Below are 24,605 nucleotides of genomic sequence, written 5' to 3' on the forward strand. Positions count from 1 at the left end.
TTGACACTCCTCCCGGCTCAAGCCGTGGGACTTCTGGCGCTTGCTGGTAAGCGTTTTATTTCTTCTTGCGCTTCTTCTTGACGATCACAACTCTTGTACCCTTGCCGCTCTGCGCTGGCATCGACTCAGGAAGCACATTCATGAGATGTGGCCCCTTCTGCCAGGAGGTGGTGAGCGCCAGACCTTGATTGGCGATACTATCAGAAGGCGCCTGTTCGTGCACCTTTTGCCAGTGCTCGGTTGCACTGATCAGGTCATTGAGCATCAGGCAGGTCATCGCAAGCGCGTTCCGTGCCTCTCGGTCATGCGGGTACCAGTAGACGAGAGCGGCAAAACATTCACGCGCCTGCTCCAGTTGATGCTGCTGGACGAGGTCCAGTCCTCTGTTAAAGAGCCGGGCCGCGTAATCAAGGGTCTGCGCGTATGCTTTTAGCGGGAGACCACAGCGTGTGCATATATCGGCTGTGGGGAGGTTTTCCGCTCGACAACTCGGCTCGGGGCAGAAGAGCTTCATTCTTGCGTTCTCCTTTTGGCGTCATCTGCCGAGATATCCTCGACCAATTCTCCGATGCTTGAGCCAACCGCTTTTGCATTCATTACCATAGTTTTGATCTGTTGCAGGCGGGCGCGAACCTGAGCGACGCGACGCAGCACCAATAGCGGATTGCTTTGCAGGTCGCGGGTGGACGCGTTGAGCTGGTTTCGAAGCAGAATGATCTCGTTCTGGACATCGCTTTGTTTTTTGGCGCGCGCCAGTTGCTCGATCTCATCCGCATCGAGCAGGGCATAGCGAATTTGTCTGGCTGCTCGCTCGGGTTCGGTGAGCGTCTCCGGGTTCTCGACGATCTGACCGTAGACGATGCCCAGGTGATCGCGGATCGCATGCAGCGCGACCAGCACATCAGCGTAGGAGACCTGATCGTGAGCCACAATGGCCTGTTCGCCTTTGCGTTTTTGCTTCTCGATCTCGCGTTGCATGTCGGGCCCGTTATAGTTATGTGGGCGTTGGCCATGCTGCGCGAAATACGCATCCAGGAGACGATTGATCTCGTTGCAATCCTGGATCAACTCCTCAAAGACCTCTACAGGCGGTTCGAGCTGCTGTTCGACTGGTTTGTTGCTTTCAATAAGCTCTTCCATTTCTTCAAAATCGTGGATTGCCTGCTCGATCTCCTCGCGTTTCAGCGCCTCCTCGTAGCTCCTGCGGGCCTTCTGGTACTGATCGGCGATGTGTTGTCGGCTATCGGACAGTCTGGGCGCGATATTCTGAAAGGCCTCATCGAGCGCCAGGACCTCGTTTTCGCGTGGGAGGTCGCGCTTGGGTGGCGGGTCAATATGCATCTCAAAGGTCTTATCGGAGACGTTGCCGCGAACGGTGATACTGGCAAGTTCGTCAACATGCAGGGTGAAGCGAACAGGCGTGCCTTTCGGGAGCAACGGCAGATCATCGACGACGATTTCCTTGATTTTCTTCTTGTTCTGGTAGAGCGGCAGGCGCAGTCGCGTTGTGTCGCCGGGGTGAGAGAAAACGTCTTCTTTGCTGGCAGGGAGGGCCGAAAGGGCTTTGATGAGTTCCTTGCGATAGGGCTTGCCATCGCGGCTCACTTCCAGGTAAATCGATTTTGAAAGGAGGGCCGTGCCAACTGACCCGCCGGTCGGACGAAGAGCGTCCTGGCTCTGGTAGATTGTGCGATGCAGGCGAGCAAGTGGTGTTCCGCTGCTGTCAAAGATCTCGAAGACAAGCTGATTCTCGATCCCCGGCTGAAGTGGGACGCGCGTAAAGCCGAAGATGCCGCCATTTTTCAGCTCCTGCTCATCATCGAAGCTTACATTGGCAATGGTCAGGCGAATGAAGCCGCCCGTAAGGTCGATTCCCGGCTTGAGTGCCTCAATGGTACCGCCGATGTTGATCTGTTTCGACGAGGTTGCACTGATGCCGCGGAAGAGGGCGCGGATGCTGCGTTGCTCATCGTAGATCACCAGCCCACCCGTTGCGGCGGCGCGGATCTCGGCCCCAAGCGCGACGATGGTATCAACTTTCTTATAGACTGGCTCTGTGCATTTGGCGCGCGGCTCGTTGATGGCCGGGTCCTGACAGAAATGCTTGCGCACCAGCTCGCGTACCAGTGGAATATGGGTTGTGCCGCCCGCAAGAATAATCGCATCCACGTCGGCAAGCGTGATGCCCGCTTTCTGGCGCGCAAGATCGAGCGCCTGATGGCAATAGGGGATTGTTCGTTCTACAATTGGTTGAATGAGCTTTTCAAAGTCGCCGATCTCAAACGGGATATCGATGTTGACCGGAAGCCCATTTTTATCATAGAGGTTCGATTGGCTGCGCAAAATGAACTCATCGGCGGTGGAGAGCGCTTTCTTGACGCCTTCAGCAAGCAATTTGAGCTTCTCGAAGCGGTGACGATCTTCGGGATCGTTCTTGACGTCTAGATCCAGCTCGTAGCCCTCGGTGATAAGGCGCTGACGCAGCTCTTCAGCTAGTGTGGCATCGATGTCATCTCCGCCCAGACGATTGTTTCCGCTAATGCCCAGAACCTCGAACGAGCCCTCGGTACAGCGAAGAATCGAGACGTCGAATGTGCCGCCACCAAAGTCGTAGACCAGGAAGACACCGTTCTGCACCTGATTCTGCCAGCAATAGTAGCTTGCGGCGGCAGTTGGCTCGTGGAGCAGCTCGAGAACCTGAAGGCCTGCTATTTCGGCGGCCTTGCGCGTCGCCTCGATTTGGGGTTGATCGAAATAGGCCGGGACGGTGACAATGGCGCGGTCAACGATCCAGGTGGTGTCATCGGTAGAGAGCGCTGCCGCATCCTCTTCGATTTGCCGCTTCATCTCGCTCAGGATCAGGGCTGATACCTGTTCGGGGGTCAGTAGTTCGTCGCTGAGGCGAACTTGCGTCTGCTGGCCCATTAAGCGCTTGATTGATCGAATCGGCTCAGGAGTTGTGCCGATGCGTTGAAATGCTTTGGAGCCTACCACGATCTGGTGCGTTCTGGGATCTTTCCAGACGCAGCTTGGTGTGGTTTCGCGGCGAGTACGAGCATCCTTGTGAATAATAATTTCAGTATCGGTTCGATTCATAATCGCAACGGCGCTATTTGTTGTGCCGAGATCGATGCCCACTGCTTTGCTGACAAATTGTTTGGTCATGCATCCTCCTTCGCTGTCTCGGGAGCGCCCATAATCACGCGCCCCTGGCGGATCAAAACGGTATCGCCTGTCTGCATACGGATAATTGGTTCTTGCACTTCTATGACCAGTTCTTCGGTGTAGTCGGGATGATGTCGCCAGTGCTCGATCTCGACTATATTTTTAACGTCGGCATAGGTCTTTCCCAGAGGGACGATGATTTCAATGCCTGCCCTTGTAAGCACGTCGCGCATTTGTTCTTTCAGAATCGAGAGCGACTTATGAATATGCTTGAACGGAGGTCGTTCTTCCGGCGGGGACGGAGCATTCTCAAATCGTTCCTTGTATCGGGCGAGCAGCATGTCAAGCTGATAGAGGAGCACCGCCTGTTCTGCCAGTAGATCGAAGGTGGCTGAGAGAGAGGCCTCCTGCTGTTGTCGAAATGCCATCCGCTCACTATGCAGTATATGGAGAACCTGTTCGATCGCGGCTGTGGGTGGTATCATCTCATCCGCTCGATTCAGAGTCTCGCGTCTTTGAAAAGCGCTCCAATCAGGAAATGAGTTCACTGATGACATTCCACTCCTCCATTGCTGGTGTTGTGCATTCTGGAACACAGGGCGCGTGATCGAGCACGCTTTCTATGTCCGCTTTCTCAACCTTCTGTGCGAGTTTGAGAAGGGATTGCAGTAATACTGGCATATTGACCTGTTGCGTCGGTGTCGGCTGCGACTCTTTTGCCAGCGCGGCCAGCGTGATTGGCTTGCGGCGCTGTTTGCGGGCGAAGTTCTCCCATTCCTCGTTCTCGTACCGCGTGTCGGGAAGCTCGAAGAGCTCATATTCAAGGCGTGTTTCGGGATTGCTCTTGAGTTGCTCGGTTGCCCAGTGGATAAGCATCGCCTGCTCTTTATTCTCGGCGATCTGGTGCAGATCCTCGCCACGAGCGACGATTTCAGCCAGCGTGGAGCCCGTCGGGAGCCTGAGCACGCAGAAAGGATTGGGCTTTTCCTGGTCGGGCATGGAACCTTCCTTTCAGTTATAGTTTTGTGTATTTATTGTGCATATCGTATCAATCTATCAATGGTCTGCTTCATTTCTTGTATAGCCTCTTCATCTGGAGCGTATTGAAGCGCCGTATTGATATTTGTTCGTGCCTCGGAATGGAGCCCTCGTAGACCGCACCAGTATGCTTTAGCGGCGTAGACAATCCCTCGCAAAATGTTGATCTCTTTGGGATTCTGAATATAAGGCTCTGCATCCTGAATCTCTTGCAACGCCTCGGTAAAGTGATAGGTTTTTATCAGTGCTGTCACCTTTTGATCAAGCTGTGCGAGAACGACCTGTCTGGCGCTCTGCAAAAGCTCTTCCGTGCCGATATAGTTAGGACACCATGCAATGGATTCTTCAAGATATGTAATGGCTTTCTGTGGATCATCATGGGTAAATCCATAATAGTTGTAAAAGGTGGCAAGGATCTGGTTCTCGCGCGTGTAGATCGCTTTTTTGTCGCAAAGCACATGCAGTTGATCCGCTATAGGTTTTGCTTCCTGTAACTTGTCGTACATGACTTTTTCGCCATGCAATAGATGCAAATCATAGCTCCACTGGTTATACCAGTTCAGCGCGTTGAGCAGAACGCGCTTCGATGGAATTTCCAGGGCAAGAAAATCATGTAGTATTTTGAGGGCAGGTTGATAGTTTTTGCGTATGCCTTCGGGCAACTTTTTGATTGCTTCGGCGTTTTCGGCCTCGCGCTCGGCTTCTGCGACCAGAGACGCGACCCAGCTCTCGAAGAGATCTTCCGCCTGCGCGCTTGCCTGATGCATTCTGGACTCGTTGACCTCAATCGCATAGGTAATGTGATACCGCTTGAGTTCCTGAAGTAACGCCTGCTTGCCTTTTAGACAGAGCGTGAGACAGCGGAGATGGGCGGCTGCTTGCTGATGGTCGCCTGCACTGAAGGCTTTTTTGCTGATCGTGCTATGGTGTGTCAGGATAGATTGCAGCATGTTCGTCCTGACCTGCTCGATTTGGGCGGGCTCGGCGCTTGAACTCCTGTGCGCGAAGTGCGACCAGAAGGAGTCCGAGCAGAGCAGCAGCACCCAGAGCGCCGTGCTGATGGTCCATGCCTGCTCGTCTGTTGTGCCCTTTGCCTGCTGGGCCAGCGCGGATTCACGGTAGAGGATGCCAAGCGTATGCATAAATGGGATCTCTCCACTGTATTTTGAAAGCACATCCTGCCATTCCTGCTCTATTTGCTGTTTCCGTTTATAAAACAGGGCAGCATACAGGATCGGGCTTTGCCCAATGATTTGCGCGATATAATTGTAGCGCCCGATGGTGTCTACGGGAATATCGAGCGCGGGGAAGAGGAACCTGAGCAGGTGAATAGTTGTCCCCTGTAGCTCAAGCGAGCGAGCATGTTCTTGAAGCTGCTGGTAGGCGCGACTTTTGCGGTCGCTGATCTGTTGACCGGCCTTGCGCAGGGATGCAGCGGCCTCAAGAAACGCGCCATTATTGTAGGCCTGTACAGCCAGGAAGCTTTGCAGGCGGATATATTCCTGTTGCCAGGCCTCTTGCTTGTTTGCTTTGAGCACCTGTTCCCATAGCGAAACGGCCACGCTTGTCTCTCCAAGTGCGGTGGCAATGCGGGCCAGTTGCGCCTTGTCTTCATCCCTGAGCGGTTGCTGTGCCAGTCGCGTCACAATGTCGGAAACGAAGGCCGGTTGTTGGGCCTGCTGACTGAAGGCGGGCAGGTGGGCGATAATCGTTTCACTATCCAGCTCTTGCCAGCGCTCTGGATCACGCAACGCCGTGTAGAGCGGCTCCGTAGCTCCTTGTGCGAGTCCCACCTGAACACGCAACGTGTTGAGGAAGGCACGCTGTATCTCAGTGTTTGGATGCTGAATACTCTCGGGAATGGCGCTGGAAGCGGGATCAGTAAGCAGACTTGCCAGATAGTGGCAGACGGTATCAAGCCAGGAATCGCCGCTTGAGATCTCGTTCAGCAGGCTGATTGCGTCCCCTTTCCGCTCATGCTGGCTGAGGACGAACGCGAGCAACAGAGAAAGCAGCCAGTCATTGCCCTGCGTCTGTCGCTTCTTTAACCGCAATACCTCGTCCAGCAGCGCCTGCTTCCGCTGTTTGTTGGCAGTGAGATAGCGGGGGAGAAACGTCGCACAAAAGCTTGCCGAGTAGAACGAGTGTGATTGGATTGATGGATTTTGTCCTGCAAATTGTGTCAGGAGTGTGTATAATGTGTCTGCTTGCCGGGCATCGGCTCCATCGGTGATACGCGCTGCCACCGTTTGCGCGATGCGGAGCGCCGGTTCCTCTTCCAGTTGGGTAATCTTGAGCAGTGCTGGCAGTTCCAGCGTCGCTTCAGCGATTTCCTGCACGGTGCCATACCAGAGCAGGAATACAGCGGCATGCCAGCTTATCCAGGGCTGAGGCGGCTTGAGCTCGTGAGCAAGTTCCCAGAGCTGACGATAGTCGCGTGCTCGTTTGGCAGGATAGACAAGGAATGAGGCGCATTTTTCCAGCGCTGGCAGGTTGGTGGAGTGTGGGTCCAGTGCAAGGGCACGCTGCCAGGAGATCGCGGCCTGAGTGCGATAATGCTCGATCAGTTGGCGCGGAGTGCCGTTCTGCGCTGCGCGATACAGCGAGAAGAGGCCGTGCAGGTAGAACGCATCGGCTCGCTGGTATCTGGTCAGCGTTTCGCTCTGGCGGAGCGCGGTATCAAGGGAGCCCGTTCGCGCCTCGATGTAAGCGGAGAGCAGGTTCGTGGTGTAGTCATGCTGTATTTTACGCGCTTGCGTGATGTATGGTCGTGCCTCTTTGAATCTGTGCTGCTTGACATAGTAGACGGCCAGAAAGAGAGCTGCTCGGTGATACTGGAACGTGATCGCTGCCTCGTGTAGATCCCTGATCCCTTGCTCGGTATCGTGCTTGCGGAGCGCCAGCAGACCCCGCCAGAAAAGCTGGCAGGCGTGCGGTAGATGCTGGATGATTGGATGCTGGACCAGCTCTTCAAAAAGCGCGATATTCCCTTCGTGGGCCACCTCTGCCAGCTTTGCCCTGTAGAGCTCAAGGCGTTCCTCAAGCGTATATAAATCCTTTTGCAGCAATCCAGTGATATCGCTCGTCTTCTTGATCAGTTCCAGACGAGAGACAATGACTTTTGATATACGGCTCTCGATCTGCTCTTTGGGTTTCTGCTTCACCTGGATATGTTGCTGCTCAGCCAGCGCTGCATCTGTATCGAGAAGCAGCAGCGCCACCGGCCAGCGACGGTTTGTGTTGACGTTCTGTGTATAGCACTCGACCATCGCCTGAGGATTACCAATCAGCATGGCGGCCCAGGCTGCATAGTAGATCTGCTCACCGCGCCGGGTGACCAGCGGAAAGAGCAGCTCGAACGCCTTGTGTGCATCCCCTTGTAGAAGATACAACCGCCCGAGAGCTGCATTGAGCGCGTTTTCAACATAGGGTTGTAGCGGATGATGCCTGAACTGCTCAAACTGAGCAATAGTGCAGGGAGGTGGCCCGGGAAGCGGCTTCTGTAGCCAATCGGATAGGAGACAGAGATCATTGAGTGCGCGAAAAGCTTCATCCTGTTGCAGGTATGGGCGATGACGGGGCTCTTGAAGCCAATTCTGGGCGTCTTTGTACTGTTTGAGCTGTATCTGTGTGATGATCAGACCAAGCAAGCTCTGTTTGTCGGTGCTGTCCAGCGCGTAGGCCTGCTTGAAGTGCTCTAATGCCTGCTTCAGTTCTCTGCTGATGCGAAGCTGATAGAGTCCCTGTGTCCGCTCTAATGTCTGTTGCAGAGGCGAATGGAGCGTAACGAGCAATCCGGGACTGGACGCGGCACTTGCAGTGACAAGGGCGTTTGCGATGGCATAGATGCGTTGAAGCTGTTCCGTTTCGGTCGAGAAATCGGCCCGGCAGGCGCCCTCAAGCTGCGTGAGTATCAGCATGTCGGCTGTGGGTGATGCGACCTGTTGCAGGTAGTTGACGTACAGGCTGATATATTGCTTGTCGAATGCGCCTTTTTGAGCAAGCATCCGAATGCTTTGTGCTTTTTGCTCCTGGGTGGAGGCCGGATTGCTGTAGAGAAAGGCCAGGAGATCATGTGCTTGTTTTAGACTGCCATGCTTCTCATAGAGCTCAACGAGCTGAAAACCGAGCGGGGCGACGTTCAGGCCTTTTTTGCCCGAGTGCTGTGTCAGGAGCCTGCACGCTTTGTCGATGGACAGCAGATCGTCGCCTGTGAGAAGTGGGATCAAGGCTGGATAGAAGAAGCTTTCCAGGTAGCGGAGGCCGAAATCAAGGTAGTCTTCGGGTGCTTGTTGAATGTCCTGACACGCACTGCGCAAGAGGGACAGGCGGGTTATCGGGTTGGGTTCGGCCTGGATTGTTGCCAGTTGTTTTCGATGCTGTGCCCTCTTTTTGTTTTGTAGGAGATCAAGAAAGTTTTGTATGCCCATACATCAAGTCGCTTTCCATTGCATTCATCTCGCTTGTGCACAGTGTAGCCTATTTTTGTCTCTCTGTCTATTGCGGAAGCTATAGTAATGGAAAGGGAAAAGTTGTATACTTTATTCTTTGGAGCGATTTTTACTTTGTACGTGCATTCCTGCCACAGCAGCATTTGTTTGCATGCTATGTGCCGGGTACATCTGGTAAAAAAAGTGCTTGACAACTGGTCGGTGTATCCTCTATACTGAAGAGGAAAATACATTGACTGCTAAAGGGGGAAATCATGCGGCGAAAGATCAATCTTCAAGGTGCCCCTTTCTGTTCAACTCACCGCTAAAGACAGAATATCCTTGAGTTTATTGCCGTAAGCAGCGTATTGCTGCCTGATTGACAATTCATCTTTTCTGCAAGGTACGTTGAGCATATTCTAGAAAGCTGCCCTTTTTTGTAGCTCCCGGGGCACCCTCCACATTCTAGAACTTCTTCATTTTTCTCCAATTTGATCCTTATTGCTTGCAGAAAAGGAGTCTCCTTTTTGATGAAGACGCTCAATATTGGAATTGTGGCGCATGTTGATGCAGGAAAGACCAGTCTGACAGAACGAATCCTTTATGAAACACATGTAATTACGGAAATCGGGAAGGTTGATCAGGGGAATACACAGACGGACTCACTGGAATTGGAGCGAAGGCGCGGAATCACGATTAAAGCATCAGTCGTTTCATTTTTTGTGCAGGATGTCAAGATCAATCTGATTGATACCCCGGGCCATGCCGACTTTATTGCGGAGGTTGAGCGCTCCTTTGGTGTGCTTGATGGCGCTATTCTGGTGCTTTCCGCGGTGGAAGGAGTGCAGGCGCAGACAAAAGTGCTCATGTCGGTATTGCGTCGTCTGGGCATTCCTACGATTCTTTTTGTAAATAAGATCGATCGCGGTGGCGCACAGGGGGAGACACTGATTGAGACAATCAAGGAAAAGTTGACTGAGCAGGTGATCCCCTTCTACTCTGTAACGAATGATGGAACGAAGCAGGCGGGAATCGTGCGCCGGGATGATGCAGCATTCCTCGATAGCTGTCTTGAGCTGGTTGCGTCCAATGATGAAGCTATCCTTGAGGCCTATGTGAATGATGAACCCTTCAGTGAGGAGCAGGTCAGGGCGCTGCTCATTCAACAAATACAGCATGCGAAAATCTACCCCGTCTTTTTTGGCTCGGCTATGACGGGCATCGGGGTTCCAGAATTGCTCGATGGCATTGTGCAGCTTTTCCCGATTACTGAAGGAAAAGAGGATGCCCCTTTATCAGGAGTCGTTTTTAAGCTTGAAAAAGAGACGTCGGGGGAGAAGGTTGCATATGTACGGCTTTTCTCCGGCTGCCTGGTCGTTCGGACGCATGTGCCGTTGAGCAGACGAGCGCGTGATATGAAGACGCATCTTGAGAAGGTCAAGAAGCTTCACATCTTCGTGGATGGGCATACAGAGCAAGTGCAGCGGGTTGGCGCGGGCGAGTTCTGCAAGCTCTGGGGGCTGGAAGATGTCAAAATCGGGGATATTGTGGGCGAATGGTCCGAGGCCATCAGAGAGGTACATTTTGCGGAGCCGCAGCTTGAGACGCGCATTGAGGCTGTTCCAAAGAAGAAGAATATCCTGCTCTATCGGGCATTGATCGAACTGGCGGAGGAGGACCCGTTGATCCATGTGATACGCGATGAGCTCCATAATATTACCTACCTCCGCATTTTTGGTGAGGTCCAAAAAGAGGTTATTGAGGCCATGTTACAGGAGCAATACGGGCTCACTGTGCAGTTCTCGGAAACTGGCGTTGTCTGCATAGAAAAGCCGGTCGGAGTCGGGCAGGGCCTGGAGGTGATGGGCGAAGGCGAGAATCTGTTTTACGCCACCGTTGGCATCAGGATTGAGCCCGGAGCGCCGGGCAGCGGCATCACCTATCGGCTTGAAGTGAAGCTTGGAGCGCTCCCGCTGGCATTTCATCGCGCTATTGAAGAGACGGTGTTCGAGACGCTGCGACAGGGGCTTTACGGGTGGGAGGTGACGGATGTGGTCGTTGTGCTGACCCATACCGGTTACGCAAGCCCGATTTCGACGGCCGGCGATTTCCGCAAGGTGACGCCGCTGGTGCTGATGGAGGCGCTGCGCCAGGCGGGTACGGCTGTCTATGAGCCAGTTCTACAGTTCGAGTTGAACGCGCCCACGGAGACGATCAGCACAGTGATGTTCAGGTTGGCATCTCTGCGGGCGACCTTCGAGCAGCCTGAGTTGCGCCGTGAGCAGTTTCTGTTGAAGGGACGCATGCCCGTTGCGACGGCGGAAACGCTCAAAAGAGAGTTACACGCCCTGACGAAAGGTGAAGGGGTCTTCATTACGCAACCTGTTGGATTCAGCAAGCTGGAGGGAGAGTACCCGACACGGCCACGGCTGGATTGGAACCCGCTCAATCGGAAAGAGTATATGCTGCATGTTCTGCATGCGTATTAAAAAGCGAAGGGGCTGAACTTTTTGTGTAGTTCCTGTGGCTCGCTGCTGACCGGCCTTTTCTATCAGGTGTTCATTCTTCTTTGTATGATACCTGGATTTTGTTCCTTCTCTTATATTACGAATAGAGGCGCTCTGTCCCGAAGTTGCATTTTTGATGCGCTGCATGCTGCTGGCAGGACCGGGAATACAGGGCGTCTTTTTCAGGTTATACTCTATAAGAGCTATTGGAAAGGATACATTGTATGGCAGAACATACTTTACCATATACAGCGAGCGAAAGTGTGAAACAGCCGAAACGGCTTCGTCTCGGTCTGAACATACAGAATGAAGGAACAGTGAAAACGATTGAGCGCATTAAAGAGGCAGAAGCGGCAGGAGTAGAGCAGGTTTGGATGACGCAGTCCCCGACTCCCGGGGATACACTGATGACGCTCGCGCTGGCCGGTGCACAAACGCAACGTATCCGCCTGGGCACGTCGATTATCCCTATTTTCCCTCGCAATCCACTCGCGATGGTGCTTGAGACGGTCACAATCAACGATGTGGTTCCGGGGCGCTTCCGGCTTGGCATCGGACCCAGTCACCGCCCGATCATGGAGAAGGTCTACGGCGTGCATTTCTCCAGGCCGCTGGAACATCTGCATGAATATACTACCATTGTTCGCACCGCTCTGAATGAGGGCTCAGTAAACTACGACGGCAACAACTATCATGTTCATGCGCAGCTTCCATCTGCCTCGCCAACTCCGGTGCTTATCTCGGCGCTTGGTGAGCAGTCGTTTCGCCTTGCCGGTCAGGTGGCCGACGGGGCGATTTCCTGGCTCTGTCCCGTCCCTTACCTGCTGAAAACCTCGCTCCCGGCCCTTCAGCAGGGCGCTCAGGAGGCCCGGCGCCCGACACCTCCGCTGGTTGCTCATGTGATAGTCGCGATGAGTGATGATCGCACTGCCATCCAGGATGTCGCACAGAAGCGCTTGCAGGGCTATACCACGCTGCCATTTTATCGGAACATGTTTGAGGCTGCGGGCTTTCCGCTTGGCAAGGATAATGCCGGCTTTCCCGCCCTGATTGATGAGCTGGTAATCAGCGGAACCGGTCAGCAGGTTGCTGAGCGCCTGGATGCTTTGTTGACGCAGGGAGTGGATGAGCTGCTGATTATGCAGGTACCGGTGAAAGACGAGGAAAAAGAACTACAGCAGCTTATGCGGATAATAGGATCAATGTAAGAAAGAAGGGTGGGGACATGTTTCATGTCCCTGCTTTCTTTTTTGGGTGATTGGAAAAGAGAAATAATGGTTTGATGAGCATTTCACTACGCTATCGCGTTCGCACTCATTGAAGCAAGGGACTGCACTCTAGCGGGTTGTTTTACGAGCGGTCCGTTTTCTCATTTTTGGCTAGCACTTTCTGCCCGATCAAGCGTATTGTAGGGGTAAAATCTGCCAGTAGGGACCGTAAAAAAGGAGGTCCGGAAGATGGAACGAAGCGTATCGCGTGGGGTGGCCTGGATTGGCTACTGTGCAAGCGTATGGGCGCTGCTCTTCTGCATATCTATTGAGCTGCGGGAGGCTCTTTCGGGCTTTTGCCGGGGCAGTCAGTTCAACAGGCGGGGGGCGTATTACTGATTATCAATACAGGAGCAATACCATGGTGTATTATTGCGATGCTGCTGGCATTGATGTTGGTGCAGCGATGGGGGCAAAGCGTCCCGTTCTGGATGCTGCGTACGACGGCCTGGGTGGCGTCTGGGCTTGCGCGGGCTGGTGGGGATCGTGGATAGCTCGGTTGCCGCGATGTTTTTCTATGCTATCTGGTTTGTGCTGGGTGGCGTGTTGTTCTTGCTACTGGCTGTCCTGGTGCGGCGTCAGCGAATCTGATTCTCGGGTGGCTGTACAATAGAGAGGGAACGGGATGCTTGAATGATTGCTGAGGCTGGCCTATGCTCAGGCGTTGTGGCGCTGAATTTCTCGGAATGTTTGCTTATGTCTTGCTTGGATGTGGCACGCGCATTTTGCTGGAAAATCCCGAACATTTGTTGTCTGTCCATCTCACCTTTGGCTTCACACTTTTCATCATGACCTACTCGCTTGGTCATATCTCGGGTGCGCCCCTGAACCCGGCGGTGATTTTCGGGCTTGCGGTAGCGCGTCGTTTCCCGTGGCGCTTTGTCTGGCTGTACTGGCTGGCTCAGGTTGGTGGAGCGCTGGCTGCGAGTTGTGTGCATTTTCTGTTGATCCCGCTCCAATCAGCGCATGCTCTCTTTGGCGCGACCATTCCACAGGTGGGGATCGTGCAGGCAATCGCTATCGAAGCGCTGCTAGACTTCTTTCTGATGATTGTGGTGCTGGCGGCACTGACGGATACACGTGTGAGTCGCGCTGTGCCGGGGCTCTCGATCGGGTTGACGATTACGGTTGGAGGCTTGTTTGCGGACTCGCTGACGGGTGGCAGTATGAATCCCGCCCGAAGCCTCGCGCCGGCGCTTCTGGTAGGAGGTCAGGCGCTTGCGACGGTGTGGGTCTACTGGCTCGGGCCGCTACTCGGGACGACGTGTGGGGCATTGATCTACGAGGCGCTACGTGGTGGTGAAGTCTATGCGCGTCGGCTTCTGGAGCAGGATCAGCCGCAGGGTGACGAGCGAGAGCCATAGCTGTTTCAGATGGATGGAGGGTTGACAAGCAACCTCTTTTGTGGCATAACTGGGAAGACGAGCGTGTCTCTATCGGGTTCTTATCTGGATTCCTTTCGTTCTACAAAACGCTTATCCCTTGTGATATTTGGCACGCTCTTTCTCTTTTTCGTTCTCCTCTTTTGCATCTGCTGTTATGGGAAGAAGAATCTCAATCGTTGTCCCCTGATCTCTGGTGGAATGCAGCGTAAAATGTCCTCCTAGCGCTTCTACACGCTCGCGAATGCCTCGAAGCCCATAATGTCCGTTCTGTACAGGATCACGCTGAAGGCACTCCTCAGGCAGGCCGACGCCATCATCATGAATACTCATTGCACACTGGTCTGCTTGCTTGCTGAGTTCAAGTGTTACATTTCGGGCATGTGCATGTTTTTCGATATTGGTAAAGGCCTCCTGACTGACCTTCCAGAGCGCCTCGGAGACCGTTTCTGGAACTGGCTCGTCTTCGGCGGGAAGGGTGTAGCTCACATGGATGCCCGTGCGTTGTGCCAGCTCACCGATGGAGCGCTTGAGGGCATGATAGATGTGCTCGCGTTCGAGCGTAGGCGAGCGCAGGTTTGCGATTGAGGCGCGCAGGGCTGTCATGGTGCCGCGTGTGATCTCCTTTGTTTCCTCTATTTCACGCTCGCAGCGGGCGGGGTCGCGCTCGCGCAGGCGTTGAGCGGCTTCCAGCTTGACCGAGATCAGCACCAGTGCATGTCCGATGGTATCATGCATCTCACGAGCCAGCCGCGTGCGCTCACGTAGCACGGCGAGTTCCTGCTGCTGCTCGATCGATTGAGCCAGTTGTTGGTGAGCCTCCTCCAGTTCTGCGTTTGCTTGTGCCAGTTGTTTCATCAACGTGGTACGCTTGTAGCGTTCGTTCAGCAGGTTTTGTATAAGATACTGGAAGCCAATCATGCTGGCGATGGGGAGTGCCATCGAGAAGAGCCAGAGCAGATTTTCGCTGTTGATTGGCCAGATTGCTCCCTGAAACGCGAAAATAGAGAGGGCGGTTATAATGCCTGCTGGAATCAACAATGTTTCACCAAAGAGCCCGAGGGTCAGCCCGAAAGCGATGTAGAACGCGCCTGAATAGCCGGGGTTGATGCACGAGAGCAGGAAAACGCAGAGATATGCCAGTATCCAGTAGAGCAGCGCCAGCGGAAACGAGGGAGGCCACCGGCGCAGTCTGAAACCAAATACAGTAACGAGATCAAAGAGGAAAACAAGGACAAGCGTGAGAAAAATGCAGGAAATGCCACGCCAATCCTGAAAATAAGCAGGATGACCTGAAAGAACATTGTAAGAAAGGAACGACATGAACAAAGTGACAATAAGCGCGAGCACGCGTAGAAACTTCTTGAGCGTTCCAAGATACAGACGGTCTTCCTCTTCCAGATTGATATGCATGATGCGCGGACCCTTTAGAATAACTTGCGCTCGCGAGCCAGTAGAGCGGCCTGAGTGCGGTTTTCAGTATGGAGTTTGTCCAGAATGGTTGAGACGTAATTCTTCACGGTTCCCTCTGCCAGTGACAATTGCTCGGCAATTTTGCGGTTGCTTGCTCCCTCTGAGATTAGTTTCAGAATTTCGATCTCGCGGGGACTCAGCTTGTCAGGCTGGGTTGAGCGTGGTGACCGGCCCTGACGCCCAAATTCGATGAGCAGCTTATTCGCGATACGTGGCTGAATCGAGGGCTCACCGGCATGGACCTGAAGGATGGTCGTGATGAGCTCGTTCGCTGGCACGTCCTTGAGCAGATAACCCATTGCTCCGGCCTTGATCGCGTCATACACGTAATCCTCGTAATCGAATGTCGTTAACATGATGATGCGGGCCTCTGGATCATGAGTGGTGAGGATCGCTGCCGCCTGAACGCCGCTCATGCGTGGCATTTGAATATCCATGAGTACGACGTCCGGACGCTTGCCCGCCGCCGTAAGTTCCTGATAGCGCTGGACTGCTTCGTTGCCGTCTGCTGCCTCACCGACAACCTGAAAGCCCGGTTCCAGTTCAAGAATGGTGCGAAGTCCCTGACGCATTAAGGTCTGATCTTCACATAGCAGAATGCTGATAGTCATAGCTCTGTCTTTCTAATGACCTGCCTTTTCCAAAGAGTACGAAAGATATGCTGTGTTGTCAACAGGTAAGAGATGGGACGGCTTGTAATGCCGCCCCATGTGGGCTAGGCTGCCGCGGTTTTCTCCTGGAAACGGAAGAACCTGAGCGCGATAAGGAAGCAGATCAGCCCATAGACGAACAATGCGATGATATTGGGCAAAACCTCCATGAAGCTCTTTCCAAAGAGCATCGAGTTATTCAGGCCTTCCATTGCCCAGGCAGTAATACCGACTCTCGCGACATTGCGCATCCACTCGGGTTCCATGTAGAGAGGCCACCACGAGCCACCAAGTGCCGAGGTAACAAGCGTCACAAGCGTCACCACCGGATTAATCTGGCGTCGAGAGCGCACCAGCGAGACAATCAGGATACCCAGGCCTGTAGCGGCGAAGCTGGTGCCGAAGAGCAATAGAATTAATGCAGGCCAATCGGGCACGTGCATATGAAAGACGAAGTAGCCAATGGCAAAGATGATGCCGATTTGCACCAGTGTGACGACAAATTGAGCAAGCAGCTTGCCGCCAAGCAGCGCATATTTGTGAATCGGGGCGATCAGCAGGCGGCGGAAGGTGCCGCTTTCTTTCTCCTGCAAGATGGTCGCGGCAACCGAGTTGAGCCCGAAGAGCGCGAAGAAGATCGCATAGCCCGGAATAACCTGATCAAAGGTGTTGATCTCCGGCGCTTTTCCTGCTGAAACAGGCTGTAGCGCGTTCTCCGTTGCGTTCGTTGCCTGGATGACGGCGCCGCTGATTGCCGGGCCGTTGATCGTGTTCGGAGCGCAATGGTTGCCCGGTTGATTGCAGACCTGATAGACCTGTCGAACCGATTCATTGCTGATGAGCTGCGTTTGAAGCACCTTATCAACTATCATGCGAATAACGTTCACACGGGCATCGCTGCTATTATTGGGCAGGGTGTAGAACTGAACCCGCTTATCCGATGGAATGGCCTGTGAAGCGCCCTTGTTTATGGCCTCGCTGGCTCCTGTCGGGATGACAATGCCAACGCTCTCATTGGAGGCTTCAACCTGCTGGCGAACCCGTTCCGCATTCGGATAGGTCGTGATGGTGATGTCAAGGTCCTTTGTATGGATGTTGAGAGCCTGCTTGATTGCTTTGCCAACGGTGGCGTTATCCTGATCGCTCAAGGCAACTGAGATCGTCAATTGCCCGGAATTCGCATTGAAGAGGCTGCTGAAGGCGAGACCAATCACCGTGATGACCGCCAACGGCACTGCAATCATCAGAAGTAGAGCAGTTTTATCCTTTACAACATGCATAATATCTTTTTTCGCAATTGCCCATAATGTTTTCATACTTTTTGTTTCCTCAGTCTCGAAGCGTTTTTCCGGTCAATTGAATGAACAATTCCTGTAAGCCGTGAGGGCGTCGAAGCTCCTGGGTGTGGTCACGCAAGGCGAGAAGCTCTTCCAGTGTGCCCATCGCGATAATCTGGCCTTCATCCATAATGGCGATGCGGTCACAGAGGCGCTCGGCTTCTTCCATGTAGTGGGTTGTGTACAGGATAGTTGTGCCTTCTGAACGGAGTTGTTCGATCGTCGTAAAAATGTGTTCGCGAGATTGTGGATCGACGCCGACGGTTGGTTCGTCCATCATTAAAAATGAGGGGCGATGCATCAGCGCAATTGCTATATTGATGCGTCGCTGCATGCCGCCGGAGAAATTTCTGATAGCCTCCTTACGGCGCTCGTAGAGCCCCACAAGTCGCAGGAGGTCTTCAGCACGTTCGCGGCGCTCGCGAACCGGAATGCCATAGATTTCGCCGAAAAAATCAAGGTTTTCTATGGCGGTCAGATCGGTGTAGAGCGCCATTTCTTGCGGGACGACGCCCAGTTGACGCTTCGCCTGGCGAGAATTATGGGCGACTGAGATGCCGTTTATGGTTGTATCGCCGCTATCAGGCTGGATATAGCCGCACATCATATTGATAGTGGTACTTTTTCCTGCACCATTGGGGCCAAGCAGGCCGAAGATCTCGCCTGTCGCGATCGTAAACGAGACCTCCTTGACTGCTTCGTGTTTCCCGAACTTCTTCTGTAGTTTCTGGACCTCGATAGAGGTGGAGCGGGCCGGGTGCGAGCGTTCTTGCTGCTGAGCGAGAGATTCTTGCACTACAATCGTACTCCTTTTGTCTGCTTCCATTTTTCGTTTATCACTTTATCGAAGTATAGAAGAGACCCCCTTTTTCTGGTAGTGCGGAAAGGCATGTTGTGACCATATGACGAAAGTCATACTCAAAAATGAGAGTGCAGCAGATGTTGAAGCAGGAAAATAGCCCCGGCTTTATCGAGAGGGCGATTCTGATTGCCACATTTCGGGGACATAATGCAGGAGTAACACCCGCTGGCACAGGTGCATGCTGTGAGCATGTCCAGGGTGGCGCGAGCGAGCTCTTTCCAGCTCAGAAAGGCCTGATCACAATAGCCGACGCCGCCCGGGAAGCCATCGTAGATAAAGATAGTTGCTCGTTTGGTTTGTGGGTGCATGGGCACAATCGAGAGGCCGCCCACGTCGCGCCGGTCGCCAAGCACGAAGAGCGGTAACAGCGCGATCATGGCATGTTCGACGGCGTGGAGCGTGCCCGCGGCATGATAGTTCTTCGCTTCAAGCAACTCGATGGTCTCGTCATCAAGCTCCATCCAGCACGCGCGAGTTTCTAGCGGGACGGCGAGAGGCCGCTTTAACTCATACTTATCAAGGATCGTGTGATAGGCATTGTGTTTGGTGATGTACCCATGTACGGTACGCGTGACCAGCACGGGCCCGACGTGAAGCTGAATATGCGAAAACCGCTGTTGTTCCTCGCTATGGTCAATTTCGATGTCTGTATCGATCAGGGCTTGCGTATAGTAATGCGTATTTTTAGGTATGACCTCAATGCGATTCTCCGAAAGGTCCAGCACACGAACCTCATATGAGGCACCTTGAGAATAATAGATCGCGCCGGGGTGACATTCGGTGACGGCGTGATGAAGGTCCGTTTCCTCGATCTTTTTGGAGGCGGTGTGAATGGTCAGGCGTGGCCCGGCCTGTCGCAATGAGACCGAGAACGCGGGACTCTGGCTCTCGTTGAGATAGAAGGTGTCGCCTATCTGTGAGAGATAACCCTGCACTACAAGCTGCTCAAGAGCCTCCTCGGTCGCCGGTCCAAAGAGGGATATATCCTGAGGTCCTAGCGGTTTCTCGTGTGCGGCACAGAGCAGGTGCAAGGGGAAAATATAGGGATTATTGCTGTTGACCAGCGCGTTTTCTGCCGGGCGTTCAAGCAGCATTTCCGGATGCGAGGCGAAGTATTGATCCAGCGCATCTTGTTTGAGCACCAGGATGCTGAGAGCGCTTCTCTGGCGGCGTCCTGCACGTCCGATTTGTTGCCAGAAGCTAGAAATGCTACCCGGAAAACCTGCGACAATCGAAACGTCCAGATCACCAAGATCGATCCCGATTTCAAGCGCACTCGTGGCAACGATACCAAGCAGCGCACCTTCGGCTAGCTGTCGCTCAATCGCCCGTCGCTGCTCCTTACTGTAGCCTGCACGATAGGCAAGCACCTTGTCATGAAGATGTGCCGGAAGTCGCTCTCTGGTGGTACGTACCATGCGCTCGACGCTCTGCCGGGCCTGACCGAACAGGATGGTTCGCACTCCCTGCGAAACAAAGAAGGCAAGTAGCCCGGCGGCCTCATCCTGATATGACTGCTCTTCGGGCGGCTGCCAGAGCACGGTGAGTCGTCCCCCGGAGGGGGCGCCATTCTCGGTGATGGGCGTGACTTCCTGACCCAGCAGCAATTCGGCATGTTCCGCCGGGTTGCCGATAGTGGCGGTGCCAAAGAGGAAGGTTGGTCGAGCCCGATAGATGGCGGCAATTCGCACCAGACGCCGGACGATCAGGGCAAAATGACTGCCAAAAACGCCCTTGTACGTGTGTGCCTCGTCGATGATGACATCGCTCAGACGGGAGAAAAACAAGCTCCACCCACGATGGTATGGGAGAAGGGAGATATGCAGCATATCGGGCGTGGTGACGACGACCTGTGCTTCTGCTCGAATACGTGCGCGTTCTTCTTTGGGAGTGTCTCCGGTATAAGAGGCAACAAAGACGCTCGGATCCCAGGCGCTCAGGCGTTCGCGCCATTGCTCAATCAGGGCCCGGGTGGGAGCGATGCAGAGCGTGGTCGCGCCTTTCCGGCTCAGGCGACGCAGGCGGGCAGGAAGCGCCATCGCGTATGTTTTCCCCGAAGCGGTTGGCGTAGCAAGCGTGAGGTGTTGGCGCTGTAAGGCCGTTTCCAGCGCTATTTTCTGATGACTATAAAGGTGTGTCACTCCTGGCGGAAGATAGGGACGCCACTCGGGGAGGACACGAAAAAGGCTGGCGTCCTGTGCCGGCAGGCGATGCTTGACGCGGATATACTCAGAACTATCGACCCACTCATGTAAGTGCATCAATAGTTGCTCTGCATAAAACTGCTCTTCCATTCGAAATCCCTTCCATACGACTCACGAGAGCTGGTATCCTTTACCCCCTGAAGGCCCAGGCAGTGCGCTCACGATTTGCGGTCAGAGGAAATGCGGGCGCAGACATCATTATTCCACATGAGCTAAGAAGATACAAGCGAACAGGACGAAATTCCTGTTTGTGGGCTCTGGTATTCTGGATAGAGATACCTTCTCCGAGGCTGTCGGGTTCACCCGATGGCCAGGTGCTTGAGGTGCATGATGCTGAACTCTGATGCGGTCCGGGATGCCGGGATTGTCTTCGGGTGAGACGATTCCGGCATTTTTTTTCATACTCAATTCCTCGTCGTACCGGTTCCCCGCGAGAGGCCTGGTGTGCCCCCTTTTGGGGGAGGTGTGATGACGTGCGTGCCTCTTCCTGAGCCTGGTCCCGTTTCTCCTGAAGATGTGCCGTCATAGACTGAAGTACTGCCGTTTCCTCGCTTTGTTGACTTTTCTACAAGTTCTCTTTACAATCAAGAGGAAATATTTCTTCTATTCTAGATCCACGAGGGGGGAGGCACGTTGTGAGAGTACTTGTGACCGGTGCAGCAGGCTTTATCGGCTCGCATTTCTGCGATCGCCTGCTTGCAGAAGGACATCAGGTGCTTGCTCTGGACAATTTTCTGACAGGAGCAAGCGAAAATATTGCTCATTTGCAGGATCATCCCGCATTTACCCTGCTTCAACATAACATCTCTCAGCCAATATATCTCGATGAAAAGCTTGACGCCGTTGTGCATATGGCCTCACCGGCCAGCCCAAACCCTGAATCTCCCTGGGGATATCCACAACTCCCGATTCAGACGTTGAAGGTGGGAGCGCTTGGCACTTTGAACGCGCTCGGGCTTGCACGGGCGCATCAGGCGCGTTTCCTGCTCGCATCGACTTCAGAAGTGTATGGCGATCCACTGGTGCACCCGCAGACCGAGGACTACGCGGGGAATGTTGATCCCGTCGGCCCGCGCTCCATGTATGATGAGGCGAAACGTTTTGCCGAGGCGCTGGTGATGTCATATCATCGAACGCATCAGCTCGATACGCGGATCATGCGCATTTTTAACACCTATGGGCCCAGAATGCGGCTGGATGATGGGCGCGTCGTTCCGAACTTTATCTGTCAGGCGCTGGAAGGCAAGCCGCTCACCATCCACGGCGAGGGAACGCAGACGCGCAGCTTTTGCTATATCGATGATCTGATCGAGGGCATCTACCGCCTGTTGCTGTCTGAGGGCATTCATCAGCCCGTCAATTTAGGGAATCCAGTTGAAATGAGCGTGCTGGAGCTTGCTGAGTTGATCAATCGGCTGACAGGCAATCAAGCGCCCATTCAACGACAGGCATCCGCACGGATGGCGACTGATCCCGAGCGCCGCCGACCCGATATCACGCGGGCCCGGACGCTCCTGAACTGGGAGCCTCGTGTCTCGCTGGAAGAGGGCCTGACTCGCACTATTGCAGATTTTCGCGCCCGGCTTCAGGCAAAGCAGGAGGTATAAGCGGTCGTGATCTCCGATGCATACCTTGCGGTTCTCCGCTGGCTTGTGAGCGAGCTCGACGGGGTGAACTGGGTACTGACAGGGAGTCTCAGCTTTGCTCTGCGAGGCTTGCCGCTCGAACCGCATGATATCGATATCCAAACCGATCAGGCTGGAGCTTATACGATTGAGCGCCGTTTTGCTGCGCAGGTTCAGCGCCCTGTGACCTTTGTGGAGTCCGATCGCATGCGTTCCTATCTGGGGGCGTTGCTGCTTGAGGGCCTCACCGTTGAGATCATGGGCGATATCCAGAAGCGGCCTGAGAACGGCGATTGGGAACCACCCGTTGAGCTGTATCGGTACAAGCGATATATCGATATTGCTGGGATGCGTGTTCCGGTGCTGTCGCTGGCCTACGAAGCGGAGGCTTATCGGCGTATGGGGCGGCTTGAGCGAGCGGAGATGCTACACAGAGCTGCATTGCAGGAGGCATAATCGATGGATGCCGCGCTCGTTGACGAGATACGCTGCTGGCTGGATGCGCATGTAGAGCATATTCAGGCGATTATCGTGCGGGGCAGCTTTGCCCGAGGTGAGCAGACGCCCTACAGCGATGTCGATATCGGCTGCTATGTGCCTGAGCCATATGAGCCCGTCAAACACTTTCTGCAACTTCAAGGACGCCTTGTGGCGATTTCGGTGAAGACGCTGGCACACGAGCGTGCGGCCATTCAACAGCCCGAGAGAGCCGTGTTTGCGGTGCCCGACTTACGGGGGGCACTGATCCTCTATGCTTCAACGGGCGCCTTTCAGGATTTTCAGCGGTTCGAGTGGACGCCGTTGCGGCCTGCCGCCGATCAGCATGCAAGCTGGATGCTGATGCGGCTCTCGGAGCATGCTCGCAAAGTGTTGAGTGGATTGAGCAAGAATGATCCGCTTTCGAGCGTGAGCGTTGTGGCGGTGCTCTCGGTGGCGCTCTGTGATGTGCTCGGGGTGCAGCGCGGGCTGCTGGCACAGTGCGGGATCACTTATAGTGCACAGGTACAAACATCGGTCGGCGTACATTCGCGCTGGACGTTCTGGTACCGCTTGCTTGTTGGTGTGGAGCCTATGACATCAGGGGTGAGCATTGCCAGAATGCGGAGTCTTGCGGCATGCATCTCTATGAGGAAACGGTGCGACTGCTGTGGCCGATCATTCGACCAGAGCATCGCATTATTATAGAACCAGCATTACAAGCATTTGAAGCTATTGCTTGAGGAGGAGGTGAATCGGGGCGGGTGAGCCTCATTGCTTGTTCCCCACAAATCCCCGCTTGACGGTTAGGAGCTTGCCGGAGTGACCTCGCGGCGTGGCGTTCTCAGGGCCACGAGCACCAGAATTGCCATAATGAGTGCAAGCGTGCAGCCAATGGCAAAGGTAACTGAGGGCAGAATCCAGGCGCCGACCAGTGCCTGAGTCAATGGTGCAGCAAGGACGGCCAGCGAAATCGCGGTGCCACGAATGCCCATGACTTGCGAGCGGTTATGGTCGTTGGTGGCGCCCAGGTAGATGGTGCTCAGTGCCGGTGTCAGTAAGGCGCTTCCCAGGCCGGTAATCACGGATGCAATGATCAACAATATATAGTTGTGCAGCCAGAGCATGCCCGCATTGAGCGCGATCAGACAGAGGCAGCCAACGATGATCAGATGTTTCTTCGGGAACATATCAGTGATGCGTCCCAGAAGCAACGGAAATACGGCAAGAGCGGCACCATAGGCGCTGATAATAATGCCGTATTCTGCTGCGCTATATCCAAGAATCTTTTCAAAGTAGAACGGATATTGCGGCAGGACAAATGGATAGATGAATGTAACTCCAAGATCGATAAGCAGAAGCGGCAGGAACGTCCAGTAGAGCCCGGTCGTCTTCTGTGTGTTTGGTAGCTGCTGGCCTCGATTGCCTCTGAAGCCTCGCTGTCGTGCCTGCTCGCGAATGGAGGCGGGTAAGGTTTCCGGCAGCAGAATCAGTGCCAGAATCGAGGCAATAAGTGCGAAGCCTGCTGAGAGCAAGAACGGGCTTGAGAAGCCCCATGCCTGATAGAGGAAGCCACCAATACCAGGACCAAGCGCGATCCCGCTCGCCTGAGCAGTTGTGACAACACCGATCCAGCGTCCCTGACGCTCAACCGGGACAGCGTCACCAATGACTGCGCTGGAAGCCGGCATCAGGCCTGCCACAAGAACGCCCTCAACGAAGCGCACCAGCACGAACAGGGCGGCTGTATTGACTATTGTTAAAACGACATTTGTCACTATAAAGCCTACAAGGGCAAGCAAAATCAGCGGTTTGCGCCCGATGCGATCAGCCAGTACACCCATTGGCGTACTGAAAAGAAACATTCCCAGGCCGAACGCGCCTTCCATCAGGGCCAGTGTCTCCGCCCCAAGGCCAAGCGCTTCCAGACGCCGAGGAAAGATCGGCACAATAATTCCGAAGCCGGTCATAATCAGCCCGACGCAACAGCTCAGCAAAATTAATGCTGCGATCATGCGTCTTTGGGGCTGTACCCCTCCAGCCGGTGCTGACCTCGCACCCTCCACATGTTTTTCTGGCTCTGTAATGTGCATATAGAGTGTATTCCCTTCTTTAACGGTTGAATAAACGCTCTTCACAGAAAATTGGAACTATTCTTCTCTGTAAGATTGAGTATACTCGATTTGG

At 54.1% G+C, this 24,605-nt stretch carries 18 protein-coding genes; 7 read left to right on the forward strand and 11 right to left on the reverse strand.

The genetic code is table 11. The features are described from left to right. Positions 1-55 precede the first annotated feature (55 nt). From KTH_RS08285 to KTH_RS08305, 5 genes are read right to left on the reverse strand one after another with little or no spacing between them, the layout of a single operon-like run. Complete coding sequence (locus KTH_RS08285; RefSeq protein ID WP_497617775.1) at positions 56-514, reverse strand: hypothetical protein; 459 nt, start codon at positions 512-514, stop codon at positions 56-58. Next, the gene (locus KTH_RS08290; protein WP_497617776.1) at positions 511-3,165 is read right to left on the reverse strand and encodes an Hsp70 family protein; all 2,655 of its coding nucleotides are present in this window, start codon (positions 3,163-3,165) and stop codon (positions 511-513) included. Before KTH_RS08290 ends, KTH_RS08285 begins: the two co-directional genes overlap by 4 nt. Beyond that, positions 3,162-3,722, reverse strand: a complete 561-nt coding sequence (locus KTH_RS08295; RefSeq protein WP_137686421.1) for a hypothetical protein — start codon at positions 3,720-3,722, stop codon at positions 3,162-3,164. The genes KTH_RS08290 and KTH_RS08295 overlap by 4 nt, the downstream gene beginning before the upstream one ends. Next, entirely contained in the window at positions 3,697-4,164 is a 468-nt protein-coding gene (locus KTH_RS08300) for a hypothetical protein (RefSeq protein WP_497617778.1), read from the reverse strand. The genes KTH_RS08295 and KTH_RS08300 overlap by 26 nt, the downstream gene beginning before the upstream one ends. A 32-nt stretch (positions 4,165-4,196) precedes the next feature. Beyond that, entirely contained in the window at positions 4,197-8,633 is a 4,437-nt protein-coding gene (locus KTH_RS08305) for a tetratricopeptide repeat protein (protein ID WP_497617780.1), read from the reverse strand. Between the two features lie 530 nt (positions 8,634-9,163). On the opposite strand from KTH_RS08305, the gene KTH_RS08310 reads away from it, so the two are divergent. The 4 genes from KTH_RS08310 (at position 9,164) to KTH_RS08325 (ending at position 13,772) form a co-directional block, all read left to right on the forward strand. Further along, the gene (locus KTH_RS08310) at positions 9,164-11,122 is read left to right on the forward strand and encodes an elongation factor G (protein WP_111323742.1); all 1,959 of its coding nucleotides are present in this window, start codon (positions 9,164-9,166) and stop codon (positions 11,120-11,122) included. Positions 11,123-11,364: 242 nt separating this feature from the next. After that, positions 11,365-12,348: an LLM class flavin-dependent oxidoreductase gene (locus tag KTH_RS08315; RefSeq protein WP_111323743.1), complete on the forward strand. Its 984-nt coding sequence runs from the start codon at positions 11,365-11,367 to the stop codon at positions 12,346-12,348. 249 nt (positions 12,349-12,597) lie between these two features. Further along, positions 12,598-12,747, forward strand: a complete 150-nt coding sequence (locus KTH_RS08320) for a hypothetical protein (protein ID WP_170142690.1) — start codon at positions 12,598-12,600, stop codon at positions 12,745-12,747. Between the two features lie 314 nt (positions 12,748-13,061). Then, complete coding sequence (locus KTH_RS08325; protein ID WP_111323744.1) at positions 13,062-13,772, forward strand: MIP/aquaporin family protein; 711 nt, start codon at positions 13,062-13,064, stop codon at positions 13,770-13,772. A gap of 111 nt (positions 13,773-13,883) precedes the next feature. Here KTH_RS08325 and KTH_RS08330 read toward each other — a convergent pair whose 3' ends face one another. The 5 genes from KTH_RS08330 to KTH_RS08350 all read right to left on the reverse strand — a co-directional run bounded on the left by KTH_RS08330 (position 13,884) and on the right by KTH_RS08350 (position 20,406). Next, positions 13,884-15,203 (reverse strand): sensor histidine kinase, encoded by a 1,320-nt coding sequence (locus KTH_RS08330; RefSeq protein ID WP_111323745.1) that lies wholly within the window; start codon positions 15,201-15,203, stop codon positions 13,884-13,886. 14 nt (positions 15,204-15,217) lie between these two features. Then, a complete protein-coding gene (locus KTH_RS08335; RefSeq protein ID WP_111323746.1) occupies positions 15,218-15,874 on the reverse strand; it encodes a response regulator in 657 nt (218 codons plus the stop codon). 104 nt (positions 15,875-15,978) lie between these two features. Further along, on the reverse strand, positions 15,979-17,229 hold the full coding sequence (locus KTH_RS08340; RefSeq protein WP_111323747.1) for an ABC transporter permease: 1,251 nt from the start codon (positions 17,227-17,229) through the stop codon (positions 15,979-15,981). 13 nt (positions 17,230-17,242) lie between these two features. Next, positions 17,243-18,046 (reverse strand): ABC transporter ATP-binding protein, encoded by an 804-nt coding sequence (locus KTH_RS08345; protein ID WP_497617784.1) that lies wholly within the window; start codon positions 18,044-18,046, stop codon positions 17,243-17,245. Between the two features lie 122 nt (positions 18,047-18,168). Continuing rightward, the gene (locus tag KTH_RS08350) at positions 18,169-20,406 is read right to left on the reverse strand and encodes a DEAD/DEAH box helicase (RefSeq protein ID WP_497617786.1); all 2,238 of its coding nucleotides are present in this window, start codon (positions 20,404-20,406) and stop codon (positions 18,169-18,171) included. Positions 20,407-20,951: 545 nt separating this feature from the next. On the opposite strand from KTH_RS08350, the gene KTH_RS08355 reads away from it, so the two are divergent. The 3 genes from KTH_RS08355 to KTH_RS08365 are packed head-to-tail and all read left to right on the forward strand — an operon-like array spanning position 20,952 to position 23,126. Continuing rightward, positions 20,952-21,923: a UDP-glucuronic acid decarboxylase family protein gene (locus KTH_RS08355; RefSeq protein ID WP_497617788.1), complete on the forward strand. Its 972-nt coding sequence runs from the start codon at positions 20,952-20,954 to the stop codon at positions 21,921-21,923. Positions 21,924-21,929: 6 nt separating this feature from the next. After that, positions 21,930-22,397, forward strand: coding sequence for a nucleotidyltransferase domain-containing protein (locus tag KTH_RS08360; RefSeq protein WP_497617790.1), 468 nt, complete (start codon positions 21,930-21,932; stop codon positions 22,395-22,397). A 3-nt stretch (positions 22,398-22,400) separates the two neighbouring features. Further along, complete coding sequence (locus KTH_RS08365; protein ID WP_497617793.1) at positions 22,401-23,126, forward strand: nucleotidyltransferase domain-containing protein; 726 nt, start codon at positions 22,401-22,403, stop codon at positions 23,124-23,126. A gap of 98 nt (positions 23,127-23,224) precedes the next feature. On the opposite strand, the gene KTH_RS08370 is transcribed toward KTH_RS08365, so the two are convergent. Further along, positions 23,225-24,433 carry an MFS transporter gene (locus tag KTH_RS08370; RefSeq protein WP_497617795.1) on the reverse strand — a complete coding sequence of 403 codons (1,209 nt, stop codon included), beginning with the start codon at positions 24,431-24,433 and terminating at the stop codon, positions 23,225-23,227. Between the last annotated feature and the right edge of the window lie 172 nt (positions 24,434-24,605).

It is taken from the genome of Thermosporothrix sp. COM3 (assembly GCF_059696735.1).

Excerpts from the sequence above, each read along its gene's own strand:
- KTH_RS08330 (WP_111323745.1), bottom strand. The coding sequence starts at position 15,203 with ATGCATATCAATCTGGAAGAGGAAGACCGTCTGTATCTTGGAACGCTC.
- KTH_RS08350 (WP_497617786.1), bottom strand. The coding sequence starts at position 20,406 with ATGGAAGAGCAGTTTTATGCAGAGCAACTATTGATGCACTTACATGAG.
- KTH_RS08305 (WP_497617780.1), bottom strand. The coding sequence starts at position 8,633 with ATGGGCATACAAAACTTTCTTGATCTCCTACAAAACAAAAAGAGGGCA.
- KTH_RS08300 (WP_497617778.1), bottom strand. The coding sequence starts at position 4,164 with ATGCCCGACCAGGAAAAGCCCAATCCTTTCTGCGTGCTCAGGCTCCCG.
- KTH_RS08370 (WP_497617795.1), bottom strand. The coding sequence starts at position 24,433 with ATGATCGCAGCATTAATTTTGCTGAGCTGTTGCGTCGGGCTGATTATG.
- KTH_RS08315 (WP_111323743.1), top strand. The coding sequence starts at position 11,365 with ATGGCAGAACATACTTTACCATATACAGCGAGCGAAAGTGTGAAACAG.
- KTH_RS08285 (WP_497617775.1), bottom strand. The coding sequence starts at position 514 with ATGAAGCTCTTCTGCCCCGAGCCGAGTTGTCGAGCGGAAAACCTCCCC.
- KTH_RS08335 (WP_111323746.1), bottom strand. The coding sequence starts at position 15,874 with ATGACTATCAGCATTCTGCTATGTGAAGATCAGACCTTAATGCGTCAG.
- KTH_RS08340 (WP_111323747.1), bottom strand. The coding sequence starts at position 17,229 with ATGAAAACATTATGGGCAATTGCGAAAAAAGATATTATGCATGTTGTA.
- KTH_RS08295 (WP_137686421.1), bottom strand. The coding sequence starts at position 3,722 with ATGTCATCAGTGAACTCATTTCCTGATTGGAGCGCTTTTCAAAGACGC.
- KTH_RS08290 (WP_497617776.1), bottom strand. The coding sequence starts at position 3,165 with ATGACCAAACAATTTGTCAGCAAAGCAGTGGGCATCGATCTCGGCACA.
- KTH_RS08365 (WP_497617793.1), top strand. The coding sequence starts at position 22,401 with ATGGATGCCGCGCTCGTTGACGAGATACGCTGCTGGCTGGATGCGCAT.
- KTH_RS08310 (WP_111323742.1), top strand. The coding sequence starts at position 9,164 with ATGAAGACGCTCAATATTGGAATTGTGGCGCATGTTGATGCAGGAAAG.
- KTH_RS08320 (WP_170142690.1), top strand. The coding sequence starts at position 12,598 with ATGGAACGAAGCGTATCGCGTGGGGTGGCCTGGATTGGCTACTGTGCA.
- KTH_RS08325 (WP_111323744.1), top strand. The coding sequence starts at position 13,062 with ATGCTCAGGCGTTGTGGCGCTGAATTTCTCGGAATGTTTGCTTATGTC.